We start from the raw sequence: 18,138 nt of genomic DNA on the forward strand, positions 1-18,138 counted from the left end.
TGACCGCGCTATCCCCAATTGTCAGGAGCAGTGCCGAGCCTCCCCAGCTCTTCCGACCACCCCAGCCCATAGTTGTTGGCAGGCAAGATAGGATGATGGGCCTGACATGCCAAATCACGCTTTTTATCCTTCTGTTACGAACCTGCAACATTCGAAAGATCATGCTAAACAACCAGTTAAAAAAGACATGGCGGCCATCTGGCCGCCATGTCCGTATTCGGCAACAACAGTCACGATATCATTTCGCCTGACGGCGGAGGAAGGCCGGGATGTCGAGCTGTTCGTCGTCATGGCTGGAGCGAGGCTGCGGCATTGCCCGGCCCTGATCGTCCAGCTGCCCGCGGCGCGGCGCATAGACACTGGCTTCAGGCGACAGCGGGCGACGGGCCTGCGGCGCCGCAGCTGCCGGAGCGGCATGCTGAGTCTCGTCCTCTTCGCGGCGGCCCAGCGTGCTGGAAATCCGCTTGAGCAAGCCCATCGGGCCACGCTCGTCCGCATGTCCCTGCGGCTGAGCCCGATGCTCCATTTCAGCCTTCACGACAGGCGGAAAATCCTCCACGCGCGGCATCCGGGTCGACTGCATTTCCGGGCTCATTTCCGGCGGTGTGCGAACTGGCTGAGCGACCGGCTGCTGCGGTGCCGCCTCGGAAGCTGCCGCCGGCGCCGGGCGCTGCGGCGCGGTCATGGCCGGCTGCTGGGGGGCCGGTGCAGGCTGCCGCGGCGCATCGGCGAACAGCCGGCTGTTGGGCTGAAAGCCCGGCTGCGCGACCGGTGCGGGCTTGGCCGCCTGGCTCTGGGCTGCCAGCTCGATCTCGCTGGCAATATCGAGTTCGCGCTCGAGTTCGTCTTCCACGGAACGGATGGTTTGAGCCACCGGATCAGCAGGCCCGGCTGTTGCAGCCTGCGGCGCGGCGGCGGCTGGACGGGCCGTCTGCGGTGCCTGCGGCTTGACAGCTGTTGCCGGACGGGGTGCTGCGGGACGCTGCTCGACAGCCCCTTCGATCCGGTCGATGCCGGTGGCAACCACCGAAACCCGGATAAGGCCTTCGAGCGCTTCGTCGAACGTCGCACCCAGGATGATGTTGGCGTCGGCGTCGACTTCCTCGCGGATGCGGGTCGCAGCTTCGTCGACTTCGAACAGGGTCATGTCGCGGCCGCCGGTGATCGAGATCAGCAGACCCTGAGCGCCCTTCATCGTGGTCTCGTCAAGCAGCGGGTTGGCAATCGCAGCTTCGGCGGCAGCCATTGCGCGGCCCTCGCCCGAAGCTTCGCCAGTGCCCATCATCGCGCGGCCCATCTCGCGCATCACCGAACGGACGTCGGCGAAGTCGAGGTTGATCAGGCCTTCCTTGACCATCAGGTCGGTGATGCACGCAACGCCGGAGTAGAGCACCTGGTCAGCCATTGCGAATGCGTCGGCAAAGGTGGTCTTGTCATTGGCGATGCGGAAAAGGTTCTGGTTCGGGATCACGATCAGCGTATCAACGCATTTCTGCAGTTCCTCGATACCCGCTTCGGCCAGACGCATCCGGCGCTGCCCTTCGAAATGGAATGGCTTGGTAACCACACCGACCGTCAGGATGCCCTTGTTGCGCGCGGCCTGGGCCACGACAGGAGCCGCGCCTGTGCCGGTGCCGCCGCCCATGCCTGCGGTGACGAAGCACATGTGGGTGCCGTTGAGGTGGTCGAGGATCTCGTCGATGCACTCTTCGGCGGCCGCGCGGCCGACTTCCGGCTGCGACCCGGCACCGAGGCCTTCGGTCACGGCGGCGCCGAGCTGGATGATACGTTCGGCCTTTGACATGGTCAAGGCCTGCGCGTCTGTATTAGCGACAACGAAATCAACACCCTGCAGTCCGGCATTGATCATGTTGTTGACGGCGTTTCCACCGCCGCCGCCGACCCCGAACACCGTGATGCGGGGCTTCAGCTCGGTGATGTCCGGCTTCTGCAAATTGATGGTCATGGCACCCGTTCCTTCCTTTGGCATGGCCGCACCGCCGCGTCGGCCAATTCGGTGAATTCAAAAACTCTCTTTGAGCCACTGCCCCATGCGGGTCAGTCGGCCGCCGGCGCCGGTCATTGCGGCAAAGCCGCCCTCACCCGTGCCGTGTGATTCAAGATGTGCGACCTGGGGATAGATCATCAGGCCTACAGCAGTGGAGAATGTCGGCCCCTTCGCCGAAGCCGGCAGCCCGGAAACGCCCAGCGGCCGGCCGATACGCACGTTGCGCGCAAGGATCCGCCGGGCCGATTCCGCCAGTCCGGTCATCTGGCTGGCGCCGCCCGTCAGCACGACCCGCTTGCCCACAAGCGAGCCGTAGCCCGACTGCTGGATCCGGTCGCGCAGCATTTCCAGTGTTTCCTCGACCCGGGCGCGCACAATGCGCGAAACAAGCCCGCGCGGCACATGGGTCGGCAGATCGCGTTCATCTTCACCAAATGGCGGAATCGAGATCACGTCGCGGTCTTCGCCTGCCTGCGGCAGTGCCGAACCGTGCACGACCTTGATCCGCTCGGCATCGTCAAGCCGTGTCGACAGTCCGCGCGCCAGATCCATGGTCACGTGATGACCGCCAAGCGCGATGGCGTCGGCATAAACCAGCTTGCCTTCCGAAAACACCGAGATCGTGGTGGTACCGCCGCCCATGTCGATGGCGGCACAGCCCATTTCAGCCTCGTCGGAGACGAGCGCGGCAAGCCCGGAGGCGTAAGGTGTCGCCACCATCGCCTCGACGGTCAGATGCGCCCGGTTGATCGACAATTCCAGATTCTTCAGCGGCGCCCGATCGGCTGTCAGCACATGCATGTCGACGCCCAGAAGATCGCCATACATCCCGGCCGGATCGCGGATCCCACGCTCGCCGTCGAGTGTGTAGCTCGAAGGCAGCGAGTGCAGAATGGCGCGCTCGTTGAGCTGGCTCTGCCGGGTCGCGGCGTTGACCACCATGGCGAGATCACCAGCGGCAATTTCGTGACCACCAAGATTGACCGATGCGGTGTGAGTTTCGCTGCCCAGCCGTCCGGCAGTGACATTGACGATCAGGCTTTCCACCGTCACTCCGGCCATCCGCTCGGCGGAATCAACCGCGAGTCGGACCGAATTTTCCACCGCATCCATATCCGAGATCACCCCGGCCTTGATGCCGCGCGACTTCTGGTGCCCGATACCGAGAATTTCGATGCTGTGGGTGCGTCCGGAAAGCACTTCCGAAGCCTCGACGGGCGTCAGCCGGCCGATCATGCAGACCACTTTCGAAGAACCGATATCAAGCACCGTGACGATGCTGACACGCTTGGAAGAGAGGGGCTTGAGCCGGGGCAGCATGGAAGAGGGACGGAACAGGCTCACGACTTTTGACCCGCCTTGATCAATTTGGCACGGGCCTCCAGCGCCTGCTTGCGGCGCTCGTGGGAGGCTTCGCTCAGCCGCAGCGTCACACGGTCTTCGAGGCGCAGGTCCACAGCCGTGATATCGCGCGACAGCACGTCACGGCCGGCATCGAATTCGGCAAAACGTTTCAGCGCAGCGCCGATATTTTCCGCAGGCAGGCTCAGTGTCACGCCATTGTCGAGCCGCAGATCCCAGCGCCGGTCGGCGATGCGGATGGCAGCTTTCACCCGTGCACGCAGTTCCGGATAGAACAGCAGCCGGGCCTCAAGTTCGTCCGCATGGACGTCAGCGCCAAGGCCGACATAGAGCGGGAGGTCGGCATGGCGGGCGCCATTGAGCGGCGCGATCACGTCACCGCGCGCATCGATCAGCGCCAAGCGGTGCCCGTGCTGCCAGATGCCCACAGGCTTGCGTTCGGTCAGCCGCACCGAAAGCCCGCGCGGGTAGATCTTCTGGACATGGGCGTCGGTGACCCAGGGCAGTTCGATGAGCTTTTCGCGCGCCGCATGCGCGTCGATCGCCACCACAGAAGTCGAGCCGTCAAGGCCGAGCTGCTGGAGGATATCGATGTCGGAGGTTTCGACATTGCCGCTGACATGCACATCCTCGAGCGCGAAGCCCGCGCCTGTTGTCAGGGCCTGGCTAACGGACTGGGTGTGGCCGCCCAGCGCCATGCCGTACAGGCCGGTGACGGCCAGGAAGACAACCGTTGCGAAGGAGCCTGTATGCGGGCGGATGTTCACCCGGCCCGTTGCAAGCGCCATGCCGTAACGCGCCGGGCGGCGCAGGAAACGCGGCAGAACGAACGCGCCGGAAAACGCATCGCGTTCCGACGTGCTGACCGCTGAAGCGGCTCTGCCCTTGCTTCCCCTTATCGACGACACGAAGCGTCCTCCACCATCCAGCTGACAAATTCTACAAACGAATGCCCTGCCTGCAGGGCCATTTCGGGCGCTAGCGATGTCGGTGTCATGCCGGGCTGGGTGTTGACTTCGAGCCAGATGACCTCTCCGTCCTCGGAGAAACGGTCATCATAACGGAAATCGGACCTGCTCACGCCGCGACAGCCGATCGCTTGATGCGCCTTCAGGGCCAACATACGTATTTTTTGGTAAACAATTGGTGAAATTTCTGCCGGGCAAACGTGTTTGGAGCCCCCGGCGACATATTTCGAATCATAATCGTAGAAGCTGTGTCCTTGCGGCACGATTTCGGTCACCGCCAGCGCCACATCACCCATGACGGTGCAGGTCAGCTCGCGCCCCGAGATGTACCTTTCGACCATGACCACATCGCCATATTTCCAGTCTTTCGAGGTGATTATCTGCGGCGGATGCGTCTGCCCCTCGCTGACGATAACGACGCCGAAACTCGACCCCTCATTGACCGGCTTGACAACATAAGGAGGCTGCATCGGATGGGCAGAGGTAAAGTCATGCCTATTCATCACCTTCGATTCGGCCACAGGAATGCCGACCGACTTGGCAACAATCTTCGACAACCGCTTGTCCATCGCCAACGCAGAGGCCGTAACTCCCGAATGGGTGTAGGGAATGCCCAGATATTCAAGCACACCCTGGATGGTGCCATCCTCACCGAATGGCCCATGCAGCGCGTTGAAACACACATCCGGCTTGAGCTCGGACAACACGGCGCCCACATCCTGCCCCACATCGACACGGGTGACCCTGTAACCAGCCTCCTCAAGCGCAGCGGCACACGGCTCGCCCGACGCCAGGCTGACCGGGCGCTCGGAAGAGAAGCCGCCGTAAAGCACGGCCACGTGTTTTGTCGATTTGTCAGCGGTCATGTAGTTCCCTCATATCAAAGCCGGTCCGGTAAGAGACGGCCTCATGCTGCCTAATCGCCTGTTCGGTCAGATGTTTGGCGGAAGCCAAAACGCAGCTTACCCTCACCTTAGCAAGCGAAGATTGCGCCAAGCCGCCCTCTTGAGCGGTTGCGCAAACCAGAACCACGCCGCCTGGAAAAGATCAGCTGCCGCCAAAACACCGCGGAGCTGCCGCAGTCTTTAGACGAACAACATCGGCACGCTCCCATGAACAACACTGAAATTCAGTGTGTTGCTCTAACACTATGTTAAAGAGAGCTAATGTATTCGGTGCTTGATGATTGAAGCGCAAACCGCCTTGAACCGCCACCGTCTCCCTGCCGACTGCTGCCATCAGCAGAGCGGATGTCTGCATCCAGCCCAGGGGACGATCGCATTCTTTCGGCCAGGCAAGGTGCGGCCCAGGGACAGGAAAGACGTCGTCCGATGAACATCGCTCCGCCGGTCGATCAACGCAGGAAACCGGAGGACGCTACCCGGCAGCAGGCGATCGCCCAATCCTACGTCCCGATCCTGCGTCCAATCCTGATCCCCGCCTGTGCCTACTATGTCTTCGTGACCTGGGAACATTCGCAAACCCAGACCGGGGCACTGCTGGCAATGTACAGCTTCATCAGCATGACCACCGCTGTCAGCTTCTATTTTTTTCACCGGCTTCTGTCAGTCAAGGGAAAGATCGAGCTGCCCAGGCTCGAAGTCATCACCCTGATGATGCATCTGTTCATGTACTTCAACCTGGTGAGCTATCTGCTCGTCTACAACGTGCAGACGCGCTACATCTATTTCGTGGTGCTGGCGTTCATTTTCGCGATAACCAGCGCCACGACCCGAACCATGCTGGCAAGCGTTTCCCTTGCGCTGGGGACGCTCTACTGGTTTGCCTCTTCCCTCCCGGCCGATCTGTTTGCGGAATATGCCTCGATTGCGGTCGCGACAGCCTTTGCTGCGATCAGCATCGCAGGGCTGCTCCGGCGCGCCATATTGCGCCAGATCGATGCGCGCCTGCTGGCCGATGAACTGACGGTGAAGGCCCGTGCTCTGGCCGATTCCGACATGTTGACCGGCATCCCCAACCGGCGGGCAATCTTTGAACAGATCGATTTGATGGTTGCGCGCCGCAAACCATTCTGGTTGGGCATATTCGACCTCGATGGTTTCAAGGGCATCAACGACGTTTATGGCCATGTTACCGGCGATCGGCTGCTGTGTGCGGCCGTCGACAGGGCCAGTGAGATGGTGTCCGCCGGCGTGACGATAGGCCGGATCGGTGGCGACGAATTCGTCGCGATTGTCCCGGGCGACGTAACCGAGGCGGAACTCAGGCAACGGGTAGAGAGCCGCATCAGGGCCATGTCCGTTCCCTATATCATCGACCAGATCGAACTCACCGTAGGGGCTTCGGCGGGCTTCACCCATTTTCCCGACACCGGCTTGAGCACCGGGCAGCTCTACGAACAGGCCGATTTCGCGCTTTACAAGGCCAAGAGCCAGTTCCGCGGCCAATGTGTGTTGTTCGACACGGCCGAAAACACGGAGATGAAACAGGCGATCGCAATCGAGCGGGAGTTGCGTGAAGGCAATCTCGCAGAAGAACTCTATCTTCTGTTCCAGCCGCAATACTCGCCAGGCGAGAACCGCGTACTGAGCTTTGAGGCGCTCGCCCGCTGGCAGAGCCCCAAGCTTGGCCGCGTCGGCCCGGATCAGTTCATCCGCGTGGCAGAACGCTCGGGCTCGATTCAGAAACTGACCAGCATCCTGTTCCAGAAAGGGCTCGCCGAACTCGCAACATGGCCGCAGGACGTCAGCCTCTCCTTCAATCTCTCGGCGCGCGACATTTCCGATCAGGCCTTCATCCTTTCGCTGCTCGGTCAAATCATGAAATCGGAGCTGTCACCAAGCCGCATCGAGTTCGAGATCACGGAAACCGCGGTGATGTCAGACCTGGTGACCGCTACCAATATGATAGAGATACTGCGAAGCAGCGGCTGCAAGATTGCGCTGGACGATTTCGGATCGGGTTATTCCAGTTTCGGGTATCTCGACCAGCTGCCGCTCGACAAGGTCAAGATCGACAGAAGCTTTATCCGCAGAGTGCCGCACAGCGCCACCTCGCGCGAAATCGTTTCCGGCATCATCAGCCTGTGCCGGAAGCTCGATCTTCGATGTGTCCTGGAGGGCGTCGAAACCGAAGACGAAATGACGCTGCTCGAATCTCTCAATCCCGACCTGATTCAGGGCTACCTGTATGGACGGCCAATGAGCGGAGACGATGCACGTCGGATGCTCTCCGATCAGCAAGTTTCAGCCGCCATCGAAGCATCAGACCAGCTAATCACGGCCTAGTCCAGATTTCCAACCATGCAGGTGCAGAAAGCCGGCATAAGTCTTCAGGCAAAGACTTGAAACCTGTCGGCCGGTAAAACATCGGCAGGTCGCAAGGCAGATTCCGCGGAAATTTCGCGCTTATTGCTCAGCATCCCCCTTCCGGGACTCCCCGTCGGCCGTGGACCTGCGTCGCTTTTCAGAACGTCTTGCTCTTCACGCCCCCCGTGCTTCTCGGCACTTCGCTTTCAACCTGGCGTAATCCGCCGTGAAAACCCACCTCTGAGATCCGCGGTATGGTAGAAAGATAGCCTTTGAAACTGCTTGCCAAGGAGAACAAAGACCTGCGGTTGATTTCGACCGCGCCCTGACGATCACCCGGCAGGGAACGCCATTACACCAATTGCCCCAGATACTCCTGCACCACCTGGCCCGGTTCGAAGAGGCCGAGGCGTTTGATTTCCCATTCGAGACGGATGCCCGAGTTTTCCAGCACACGCGCGCGGACGGTTTCGCCAAGGTTTTCGAGTTCGTAGGCCGAGGCTGTGCCGGTGTTGATCATGAAGTTGCAGTGCATCGGTGACATCTGAGCCCCACCCACGGTCAGTCCACGGCAGCCCGCCTCGTCGATCACCTTCCAGGCCGAATGGCCTTCCGGGTTCTTGAAGGTCGAGCCTCCGGTCTTCTCGCGGATCGGCTGCACCGTCTCGCGGTGATGCTGGACGGCATCCATGTCGGCCCGGATCTGCTCCTTGTCGGCTGGCGCACCTTCGAAGATAGCCCGTGTGAAGATCAGGTTCCTGGGCGCCGAGGAATGGCGATACGCATAGCCCATATCGGCATTCGACAGCACATGCCGCTCACCTTTTCGGTCGATGGCATGAACCTCGACAACCCGTTCGCGCGTTTCCACGCCATTGGCGCCAGCATTCATCCGAAGCGCGCCGCCGATGGCTCCGGGTATGCCGTGGTAGAAATGGAAGCCGCCAAGTCCGCTCTCGAGCGCCAGTGCGGCCAGATGCTTGTCAGGGCAGACCGCCCCCGCTGCGAGCCGGGTATCCGACACCTGCTCGGCCCGGCCAAAGCCTTTTGCCGACAGCCGGATGACGACACCAGGAATGCCGCCGTCGCGAACCAGAAGGTTGGAGCCGATCCCGACTGGCAGCACCGGAACCTCCTCGGGCAGCACGGCCAGAAAGGCGGACAGGTCGTCTTCGTCAACAGGCTGGAACAGAACTTCAGCCGGACCGCCGGTGCGAAACCACGTCACCTTCGACATCTCGGCATTCGGCGTCAGCCGTCCGCGCACTTCGCCCAGTTTTCCTTCGAGCGAGGCCAGCAGCCTTTCTCCGTCGACCTGAAGCGGCTTCATGCGGTGTCTCCCGAGGCAGGTTTCAGCGCATTGAGTTCCTTGGGCAACTGATTGGCCCATTGCGTGATAGTGCCCGCACCCAGACAGACGACATAATCGCCCGGCCTGGCGATCTCGGCGATCAGGGGCGCCAAGGCCGACGGACCGTCGATCAACCGTGCATCACGGTGACCGCCGGCCTTCATGCTCGAGACCAGCGACGCCGAATCGATGCCTTCGATCGGGTCTTCGCCGGCAGCGTAGACCGGTGCCATGATCACCGTGTTGGCGTCGTTGAAACAGGCGGAAAACTCGTCGAAGAGGCTTTCAAGCCGTGTGAAACGGTGCGGCTGGGCGACCGCGATCACCCGGCCCTTGCAGGCATCGCGCGCCGCCGAAAGCACGGCCTTGATTTCGACCGGGTGGTGGCCGTAGTCGTCGAACACCTCGACGTCATTCCAGCTGCCCGTATGAGTAAAGCGCCGCTTTACCCCGCCAAACTGGCCAAGCCCCTTGGCGATCTGGTCCGGTGTCAGGCCGAGTTCCGACGCCACGGCGATCGCGGCAACCGCATTGGAAACATTGTGCTTGCCGGGCATCGGCAACCGCAGATCCTTGAGCTCGACGGCCTCGCCGGCCTTGCGCCTGTTGATCACCACGTCGAACACCGACACCGGCCCATCCATGCGGTGGTTTGAATAGCGCACATCCGATTGCGGGTTCTCGCCATAGGTGATGACCCGGCGGTCCTCGATCCTGCTCACCAGCGTTTGCACTTCCGGGTGGTCGAGACACATCACGCCGAAGCCGTAGAACGGCACGTTCTCGACGAACTGCCGGAACGCCGCGCGCACGGCATCAAAGGTACCGTAGTGATCGAGATGTTCGGGATCGATATTGGTGATGATGGCAATATCGGCGGGCAGCTTGAGGAAGGTGCCGTCGCTTTCGTCAGCCTCCACCACCATCCATTCGCCCTCGCCCATGCGGGCATTGGTGCCATAGGCATTGATGATACCGCCATTGATCACCGTCGGATCGAGCCCGCCGGCTTCCAGCAGCGTCGCCACCATCGATGTCGTGGTGGTCTTGCCGTGGGTGCCGCCAATCGCGATCGCGTTGCGGAAGCGCATCAGTTCGGCCAGCATCTCGGCCCGGCGGACCACCGGCAGCAGCCGCTCGCGCGCCGCCATCAGCTCGGGATTGTTCTTCTTGATTGCGGTCGAGACCACCACCACCTCAGCGTCGCCGAGATTGGCGGCGGAATGGCCGATATGCACCTCGATGCCCTTGTCGCGCAGCCGCTGCACATTCGCGCTTTCCGACTGGTCGGAGCCCTGAACCTTGTAGCCGAGATTGTTGAGCACCTCGGCAATGCCGCTCATGCCGATGCCGCCGATGCCGACAAAATGAACCAGGCCGATGGTTTGTGGCATCTTCATGCGGTCGAACTCCTGAATTGATCTACACTGATGCCCTCCGCAATAGCTTCTGCCAGATTTGCAAGCAAGCGCGCGGCGTCGGGTTTCCCCGTAGCCTGGGCGGCAGAGGCGGTCGATGCCAGCCCGGCGGGATCGTTCATGCGGTCCGCGATCATGTCGGAGAGAAGCTGGGCTGAAAGCTCAGACTGCTTGACCACGCTCGCTCCGCCCTTGGCCATCAGCGCCTGGGCATTGGCCGCCTGGTCATGGTCGAGTGCAAAGGGATAGGGCACCAGAATGGCCGAACGGCCGATAACGGCAATTTCCGATACGGTCGAGGCGCCGGAACGGGACACGACCAGGTGCGCTGCACCAATGCGTGCCGCCATATCGGTGAAGAAGGGTGACACGTCGGCCTTGACGCCCATTTCCTCGAGCCGGGCGCGCACCTCTGCCTCGTCTTCCGGCCGGGCCTGCTGGGTCAGCTCCAGCCGGGCGCGCAAGTCGTCCGGCAACAGCGCAATGGCCGAGGGAATGGCGTCGGAAAAGAACTGGGCGCCCTGGCTGCCGCCAAACACCACCAGCCGGAACGGCTCGCCCTCAAGTGATGGAACATAAGGGATCGCAGCCGCCGTGATGACTTCCGGCCGCACCGGATTTCCGGTTACCACGGTCTTGTCGGCATAGCGTCCCTTGCCCTCTGGCAGGAAACCGCCAGCGATTGCCTTGACCCTTGAGGCCAGCGCCTTGTTGGCACGGCCCATCACCGCATTCTGCTCGTGCAGCATGGTTGGAAGGCCGGCATTCGACGCCGCCAGCAGCGGCGGGATTGTCGGGTAACCGCCGAAGCCGATCACCGCATCGGGCCGGATCTTGCGCAACAGCGCACCGGCTTCGCGCACGCCCTTGAACAGGGTCCACAGCGACCTGATCACCTTGATCGGATTTTTCGAACCGATGGTGGCCGAGCGCACCACGTGGATTTCGGAAGCAGGAAACGTGCCGGCAAACCGTTCGGCGCGGCTGTCGGTGACCAGATGGACCCGGTGTCCGCGCGCCGTCAGCTCATGCGCCAGCGCCTGTGCCGGAAACAGATGTCCGCCGGTGCCGCCCGCGGACAACAGAAAAAGCTTGCTCTCCACCATGTTGCTATTCCGCCGCCACGCTGGACATGGGACGGTAAACCGTCCGTGGCTGCGCCCGGCTCTCCGGTCTGCGCCGCGTCAGCGCCAGCACGAACCCGGCAGTAATCGACACTGCGATCATCGACGACCCGCCATAGGAAATCAGCGGCAGCGTCATGCCCTTGGCTGGCAGCAGTTCGAGATTGACGCCGATATTGATGAAGGACTGGAAACCGATCAGCAGCGACAGGCCGGCAACAGCCAGCCGGGTGAAGTCGTCCTGCTCCCGTCCAGCGCGGAGAAGGCCGCGGATCACCACGAAGCCGAACAGCAACACCATTACCATGCAGAAGATGATGCCGAATTCCTCCGCCGCGACGGAAAAGACGAAGTCGGTGTGACTGTCGGGCAGAATCCGCTTGATGGTGCCCTCGCCCGGCCCCTGTCCCAGCCAGTCACCCCGGATGATCGCCTCGCGGGCGGTATCGACCTGAAAGCTGTCGCCCTCGCCGAACAGGAAGCCGTTTATGCGCTCGGCCACGTGCGGGAACATGAAATAGGACGAGATAAAACCGGCTATGGCCAGCCCGCCCAAGAGCGCGATCCAGAACCACGACATGCCTGCCATGAAGAACATCCCGCCCCAGACCGCAGCTGTCAGCATTGTCTGCCCAAGGTCGGGTTGCGCCACAAGCAGGGCTACCACGATGCCGAACAGGATGATCGCAAACAGGTTGCCGGGGATCTCCGGGTGACGCGAGCGTTCGGAAAACAGCCAGGCGCAGATCACCACGAAGGCCGGCTTCATGAATTCCGAGGGCTGGATGGAAACGCCGAGGATGGAAATCCAGCGCCGCGAGCCTTTGATTTCGACACCGAAGAACAACGCCATGATCATCATCACGATCGAGGCGAGGAGCAGCAGCAGTGCCCCCCGGCGCACCTGGCGCGGGTTCAGGAACGAGACCCCGACCATCGCCGCAACAGCAGGCAGCAGGTAGAAGCCATGGCGCTCGACGAAATGGAAGCTGTCCAGTCCGAGCCTTTCGGCCACCGCCGGGCTTGCGGCAAACGATAGCATCAGGCCAATTCCCATCAGGCCGATAAAGGCCGCAAGGAACAGGCGGTCTATGGTCCAGAACCAGTCTGCGACCGGCCCACGTTCGACGCGGCTAACCATGATGTTCTCCAGTGTTTTCGATATCGACGAGCATTTCGATATCATCGAGACCAGACACGAGGCTGACATAGGCGTCGCCTCTGACCTCGAAATTGCGGTACTGATCGAAGCTGGCGCAGGCTGGAGATAGTAGCACAGCCGGCATCCCGGCTGCATCACCCGCTGCATCTCGCGCTGCAGAAGCCACCGCATTGTCAAGCGTGCCCGAGATCTCGAAGGGTGCATGCGCGCCGATGGTGGCAGCAAATCCGGCCGCCGCCTCCCCGATCAGATAGGCCTTGGCAATGCGCGGGAAGAACCGTTCCAGTGCGGCGATGCCGCCCTCCTTGGGCAGACCGCCCGCAATCCAGTAGATCGGTTCGAAACTCTGTAGCGCCGGCGCCGCGGCCTCGGCATTTGTCGCCTTGGAGTCATTGACGAAGACGACGCGTCCGCGCCGTGCCACCGGTTGCATGCGGTGCTTGAGGCCGGGAAAGGCTGCGAGCCCGTTGCGGATTTCTTCTTCGTTCAACCCGACCGCCTGGCACGCGGCAATGGCGGCTGCCGCATTTTGCGCATTGTGCGCGCCGCGAAGCGTGGCAATACCGGCAAGATCAGCCAGGTCGTGCAGCATACCGGCCTTGCCCTGACGGATCATCGATCCCTGCGCAAACAGACCCTCCTCAAGGACATGATCCTTGGAGATCCGGATCACCTTGAAAGCCCGGCTTTCCAGCTTTTCGGCAATAGCCCGGCACCACTCGTCGTCGACACCGACAATGGCGACATCACTTCGTGCCACAAGCCGCGTCTTGACATCGGCATAATGCTGCATCGAGCCGTGCCGGTCGAGGTGATCCGGCGTCAGGTTGAGCAGCAGCCCGGCGCTCGGATCGAGTGAAGGCGCGAGGTCAATCTGATAGGAGGAACATTCGACCACATGCACCCGCTCGGCCGCCGGCGGCGCCAGCGTCAGAACCGCGGTCCCGATGTTGCCGCCCAGTTGAGCGTCACGGCCGCTATGCGAAATCAGATGTGCAATCAGCGCCGTGGTGGTGGATTTGCCATTGGTGCCGGTGATGGCGATGAACCGGCTGCCCGGCGCCTGCGCCCGCCGCTCCCGTACGAAGATCTCGATATCGCCGATGATCTCGACACCGTGGCTGGTGGCAAGATCGACCGTCCAGTGGGGCTTGGGATGTGTCAGCGGAACGCCGGGGGCAAGCACCAGCGTGCCGACCGACGCCCAGTCCATATCGCGCAGATCGCCAACCGGGATCCCCGCTTTTGATGCGGCCTCGACCTGAGCCGGATTATCATCCCATGCCGTGAGTTCCGCGCCCCCTGCAACAAGTGATTTCGCGGTCGCAAGGCCCGACCCGCCCAGGCCGAACAGCGCCACGCGCTGTCCGCGAAATGTGGAGGCGGGGATCATCGATCACCTCAACTTCAGCGTGGCGAGACCGAGCATGGCGAGACCGACAGCAATGATCCAGAACCGAACCACCACCTGACTCTCGGTCCAGCCGAGCTTTTCGAAATGATGGTGGATCGGCGCCATCAGGAACACCCGCTTGCCGGTCAGCTTGAACCAGCCGACCTGAATGATCACGGAAAGCGCTTCCATCACGAACAGCCCACCGATGATCGCCATGACGATCTCATGCTTGGTCGCAACCGCAACGGTGCCGATCAGGCCGCCGAGCGCCAGCGAACCGGTGTCGCCCATGAAAATTGCCGCCGGTGGTGCATTGAACCAGAGAAAGCCAAGCCCCGCGCCCATGACCGCGCCGAGAATCACCGCCAGTTCACCGGTGCCGGGCACGAAATGGATTTGCAGATAATTGGCAAACACCGCGTTGCCCGCCAGATAGGCGATGGCGCCAAACGAGGCGGCTGCGATCATCACCGGCACGATCGCCAGTCCATCGAGACCGTCGGTCAGATTGACGGCGTTGCCCGCCGCAACAATCACGAAAGCTCCGAAAACGATGAAGAACCAGCCCAGGTCCAGAAGCAGATCCTTGAAGAAGGGAAACGCGATAGAGGAGCCAAAGGTCGAGCCGTTGACCGTCGTTGCGGCCATCGAGGCCTGCATGATGAAGAACACTGCCAGTCCGGCGATGATGAATTCAATGCCAAGCCGGGCCTTGCCGGAAAATCCCTTGTCGCTCTGTTTGGTGACCTTCAGATAGTCGTCGTAAAAACCGATGGCGCCGAAGCCGAGCGTCACCAGCAGCGTGGTGACCACGTAGACGCTCGACAGGTCCGCCCACAGCAGCGACGATCCGACAATGCCCGCCAGGATCATCAATCCGCCCATGGTCGGCGTGCCGGCCTTGAGAAAATGGGTCTGCGGACCATCGGCCCGGATCGGCTGGCCCCGGCCCTGGCGGACCTTCAGCGAGGCGATGATTCGTGGTCCGAACAGGAATACGATCAGCGCCGCGGTGAACATCGCAGCGCCTGTTCTGAAGGTGATGTATCTGAAAAGATTGAAAAACTGGACCTTGTCCGCCAGATCCACCAACCAGATGAGCATGAGTTCGGTCCCCGATCCCTTTAATCTTGTGTGCTGCTGTCAGTCAGCAGCGGGTACTTGTCAAGCAACGCCTTGACAATGCGACCGAAGCCGATGCCGAGCGACGACTTGACCATGACCACGTCGCCGTCCCTGATAACCGACTTGAGATAGTCCGCGAGTTCGGTGGCCTCGTCGCGGTAGACCGTCTCGATATTTGTGCCCAGTTCGTCGCGCAACGCCCGCATTTCCGGACCCGCGAGACAGACCAGATCCGCCCCTGTTTCCATGAGCGGCTGAGCCAGCTCACGATGCACCTGCTCGGCAAACCGGCCCATTTCCAGCATGTCGCCCAGCACGGCGATACGACGCCCCCTCAAGCGCACCGGCGTATCCCGCAGCAGCTCCAGCGCAGCGCGCATTGAGGCCGGGTTGGCATTGTAGCTTTCGTCAATCAGTACGAAACTGCCATCACCGATCTTCAGATTGTGCCGTGCCCCGCGCCCCTTTTCAGCCGAAAGAGCGGCGAGCGCATGACTGGCCTTGGCAAGATTGGCGCCGGAAAGCTGCACCGCGCCCAATACGGCAAGCGCGTTCTGCACGTGATGGCGGCCGGGCGCGCCGATCTTGACGGCAACCTCGTCGCTGCCGATCCGCGCCGTAATCGTCGAGCAATCCGGCAGCAGCTTGCAGTTGAGAAGCCGGTAATCGGCCTTGCTGTTTTCACCGAAAGACTGAACATGGGCAACGCCCAGTTCCCCGGCCCGTTTCTTGAGCCAGCCATATTTTTCGTTATCACGATTGAGCAGCACGTGCCCGTCTTCGACGAGCCCTTCCATGATCTCGGACTTTGCAGCCGCGATCTCGGTCAGGTTCTTGAAATTGCCCATATGCGCGGCCGCCACCGTGGTGATGATCGCGATATGCGGCTTGACCATCTTGACCAGTGGCCGGATCTCGTCGGGATGGTTCATGCCAATCTCGAACACGCCATAGGCGGTGCTCGCCGGCATTCGCGCCAGTGTCAGCGGCACGCCCCAATGGTTGTTGAACGACGCCACGGAGGCATGCACCTCGCCACTTGGTTCGAGCACGTGCCTCAGCATTTCCTTGGTCGAGGTCTTTCCCACCGATCCGGTCACCGCGATGATCCGGGCGTCGCTGCGGGCCCGTGAGGCGCGGCCCAGATCCTCAAGTGCTGCCAGAACATCATTGACCACGATCATCGGCGCAGTCAGCCGGCCAAGCGCAGGAAGCTTCGATTCCGAAACCACCAGCAGGCCGGCACCATTGGCGACTGCGACGCTGGCAAAATCATGTCCGTCGAGCCGGTCGCCCTTGATGGCAAAGAAGGCATCGCCTTCGCCAACCGTGCGGCTGTCGATGGAAATGCCGTTGACGCCGTCCGGCAGGGTGCCCACGGGACGCCCGTCCATGGCTTCGATCATCTCTTGTGAGGTCCACAGCATGCTCATGCCTTCAGTTCCTCCAGTGCCTTGCGGATTTCGATGTGGTCGGAGAACGGCAGAACCTTCTCTCCGATGATCTGGCCTTCCTCATGCCCCTTGCCGGCGACGATCAGGGTGTCGCCTGCGCCCAGCATGGAAACTGCCGTTCTGATCGCCGTTGCCCGGTCGCCGATCTCGGTTGCGTCAGGGGCAGCGGCCATGATCTCAGCACGGATCGAGGCCGGATCCTCCGAACGGGGATTGTCGTCGGTGACGATCACCACATCCGCAAGCCGCATCGCGATCTCGCCCATGATCGGCCGCTTGCCGCGATCCCGGTCGCCGCCGCAGCCAAACACCGTGATGACCCGGCCGGTGGTAAACGGCCGCACCGCCTCGAGCACGTTTTCCAGCGCCTCGGGCTTGTGCGCATAATCGACGTAAGCCGGAGCCCCCTGCGGCGTCGAGCCGATCAGCTCCAGCCGCCCGGAGGCTCCGGTCAGGTGCTCGAGTGCTGCCATTACCTGGTCTGCAGACGTTCCCGAGGCAATCGCAATTCCCGCCGCCACAAGTGCGTTGGACACCTGAAAGTCACCTGCCAGCGGCAAATCGACCTCGAAAATGCGGCCTTCCATGTGGACTTCCAGCACCTGCTTGTGGCGCAGATGCTCGACCCGTTTGAGGCTCAGGAAGCCGCCCTTGCGGCCCACAGTCAGCACCCGCGCTCCAGCCCGCTCGGCCGCTTCGACGGCTTTCTCCGACCAGGGATCATCGGCAAAGATCACCGCTGGCATGCCCTTGGGCAGAAGCGTATCGAACAGCCGCATCTTGGCGGCCATGTAGTCATCCATGCTGGTGTGATAGTCCATGTGATCGCGGCCCAGATTGGTGAAGCCCGCAACACTCAGCGCCACCCCGTCGAGCCGGCGCTGGTCGAGACCGTGGCTAGAGGCTTCCATGGCTGCGTGAGTCACGCCTTCGCTGGCAAGTTCCGCCAGCAACCGGTGCAACGCAACCGGGTCCGGAGTGGTCAGCGTGCCGTATTCGGTACGGCCAGGCGCTGTCACGCCGGTGGTTCCAAGCATCGCTGCCTGCTCTCCGGCATTGGCCCAGATTTGTCGCAGGAAGGATGCCACGGAGGTCTTGCCCGCGGTCCCTGTTACTGCCGCCATCACCCGCGGTTGCGGGCCGTAGAATGCCGCAGCCGCCCGCGCCAGCGCCTGTCTGGGATCAACCGCCCGGAGCACAGGCACCGTCAACCCGGACAGCACCGCACCTTCGCCGGCGACGATTGCGACCGCGCCTTTGGATGCCGCCTGGGCTGCAAACCGCGCACCGTCCGTCTTCACGCCGGCAAGCGCAAAAAACAGGTTTCCCGGTTCGACGACCCGGCTGTCAGCCGTCAACCCGGTCACGGGAAGCTCGGTGTCCGCCCCGTTAGGTGCGGTAATGGATCCAGTCGGCAGGGCGGCGGTCAGCGCGGACAATTTCATGAAATGCTCTGGTCTTTCATTGCTGTGGCAAAAGGCGATTCACTTGATATCAGTGA

Annotated in this window: 13 protein-coding genes; 1 reads left to right on the top strand and 12 read right to left on the bottom strand. The window is 61.9% G+C overall.

What is annotated here, in order from left to right; all coding sequences use genetic code 11:
• Nucleotides 1-238: 238 nt before the first annotated feature.
• Genes ftsZ through CRO46_RS04035 form a run of 4 tightly spaced genes read right to left on the bottom strand, consistent with a single transcriptional unit; the run spans nucleotide 239 to nucleotide 5,204 of the window.
• The gene (gene ftsZ / locus CRO46_RS04020) at nucleotides 239-1,966 is read right to left on the bottom strand and encodes a cell division protein FtsZ (protein WP_097105261.1); all 1,728 of its coding nucleotides are present in this window, start codon (nucleotides 1,964-1,966) and stop codon (nucleotides 239-241) included.
• A gap of 57 nt (nucleotides 1,967-2,023) precedes the next feature.
• On the bottom strand, nucleotides 2,024-3,352 hold the full coding sequence (gene ftsA, locus CRO46_RS04025) for a cell division protein FtsA (protein ID WP_097105263.1): 1,329 nt from the start codon (nucleotides 3,350-3,352) through the stop codon (nucleotides 2,024-2,026).
• Entirely contained in the window at nucleotides 3,349-4,278 is a 930-nt protein-coding gene (locus tag CRO46_RS04030; protein WP_244577754.1) for a cell division protein FtsQ/DivIB, read from the bottom strand. Before CRO46_RS04030 ends, ftsA begins: the two co-directional genes overlap by 4 nt.
• Nucleotides 4,266-5,204 (bottom strand): D-alanine--D-alanine ligase, encoded by a 939-nt coding sequence (locus tag CRO46_RS04035; protein WP_097105267.1) that lies wholly within the window; start codon nucleotides 5,202-5,204, stop codon nucleotides 4,266-4,268. The genes CRO46_RS04030 and CRO46_RS04035 overlap by 13 nt, the downstream gene beginning before the upstream one ends.
• A 465-nt stretch (nucleotides 5,205-5,669) precedes the next feature.
• Between CRO46_RS04035 and CRO46_RS04040 the strand changes: the two genes are divergently transcribed.
• Nucleotides 5,670-7,586 (top strand): putative bifunctional diguanylate cyclase/phosphodiesterase, encoded by a 1,917-nt coding sequence (locus CRO46_RS04040; RefSeq protein WP_097105269.1) that lies wholly within the window; start codon nucleotides 5,670-5,672, stop codon nucleotides 7,584-7,586.
• Between the two features lie 373 nt (nucleotides 7,587-7,959).
• On the opposite strand, the gene murB is transcribed toward CRO46_RS04040, so the two are convergent.
• From murB to CRO46_RS04080, 8 genes are read right to left on the bottom strand one after another with little or no spacing between them, the layout of a single operon-like run.
• Nucleotides 7,960-8,937 carry a UDP-N-acetylmuramate dehydrogenase gene (gene murB, locus CRO46_RS04045; RefSeq protein ID WP_097105271.1) on the bottom strand — a complete coding sequence of 326 codons (978 nt, stop codon included), beginning with the start codon at nucleotides 8,935-8,937 and terminating at the stop codon, nucleotides 7,960-7,962.
• On the bottom strand, nucleotides 8,934-10,358 hold the full coding sequence (gene murC / locus CRO46_RS04050) for a UDP-N-acetylmuramate--L-alanine ligase (protein WP_097105272.1): 1,425 nt from the start codon (nucleotides 10,356-10,358) through the stop codon (nucleotides 8,934-8,936). Before murC ends, murB begins: the two co-directional genes overlap by 4 nt.
• Nucleotides 10,355-11,479 carry an undecaprenyldiphospho-muramoylpentapeptide beta-N-acetylglucosaminyltransferase gene (gene murG / locus CRO46_RS04055; RefSeq protein ID WP_425479231.1) on the bottom strand — a complete coding sequence of 375 codons (1,125 nt, stop codon included), beginning with the start codon at nucleotides 11,477-11,479 and terminating at the stop codon, nucleotides 10,355-10,357. The genes murC and murG overlap by 4 nt, the downstream gene beginning before the upstream one ends.
• Before the next feature lie 7 nt (nucleotides 11,480-11,486).
• Nucleotides 11,487-12,641 (bottom strand): putative lipid II flippase FtsW, encoded by a 1,155-nt coding sequence (ftsW, locus tag CRO46_RS04060; protein WP_097105275.1) that lies wholly within the window; start codon nucleotides 12,639-12,641, stop codon nucleotides 11,487-11,489.
• Complete coding sequence (gene murD, locus CRO46_RS04065) at nucleotides 12,634-14,055, bottom strand: UDP-N-acetylmuramoyl-L-alanine--D-glutamate ligase (protein ID WP_097105276.1); 1,422 nt, start codon at nucleotides 14,053-14,055, stop codon at nucleotides 12,634-12,636. The genes ftsW and murD overlap by 8 nt, the downstream gene beginning before the upstream one ends.
• 3 nt (nucleotides 14,056-14,058) lie before the next feature.
• The gene (gene mraY, locus CRO46_RS04070; RefSeq protein WP_097105277.1) at nucleotides 14,059-15,162 is read right to left on the bottom strand and encodes a phospho-N-acetylmuramoyl-pentapeptide-transferase; all 1,104 of its coding nucleotides are present in this window, start codon (nucleotides 15,160-15,162) and stop codon (nucleotides 14,059-14,061) included.
• Between the two features lie 20 nt (nucleotides 15,163-15,182).
• The gene (locus CRO46_RS04075; RefSeq protein WP_097105279.1) at nucleotides 15,183-16,616 is read right to left on the bottom strand and encodes a UDP-N-acetylmuramoylalanyl-D-glutamyl-2,6-diaminopimelate--D-alanyl-D-alanine ligase; all 1,434 of its coding nucleotides are present in this window, start codon (nucleotides 16,614-16,616) and stop codon (nucleotides 15,183-15,185) included.
• Nucleotides 16,613-18,082 (bottom strand): UDP-N-acetylmuramoyl-L-alanyl-D-glutamate--2,6-diaminopimelate ligase, encoded by a 1,470-nt coding sequence (locus CRO46_RS04080; RefSeq protein WP_097105280.1) that lies wholly within the window; start codon nucleotides 18,080-18,082, stop codon nucleotides 16,613-16,615. Before CRO46_RS04080 ends, CRO46_RS04075 begins: the two co-directional genes overlap by 4 nt.
• Between the last annotated feature and the right edge of the window lie 56 nt (nucleotides 18,083-18,138).

Source organism: Parahoeflea halophila (assembly GCF_900220985.1).
In the GTDB taxonomy this organism is placed as follows: Bacteria; Pseudomonadota; Alphaproteobacteria; order Rhizobiales; family Rhizobiaceae; genus Hoeflea; species Hoeflea halophila.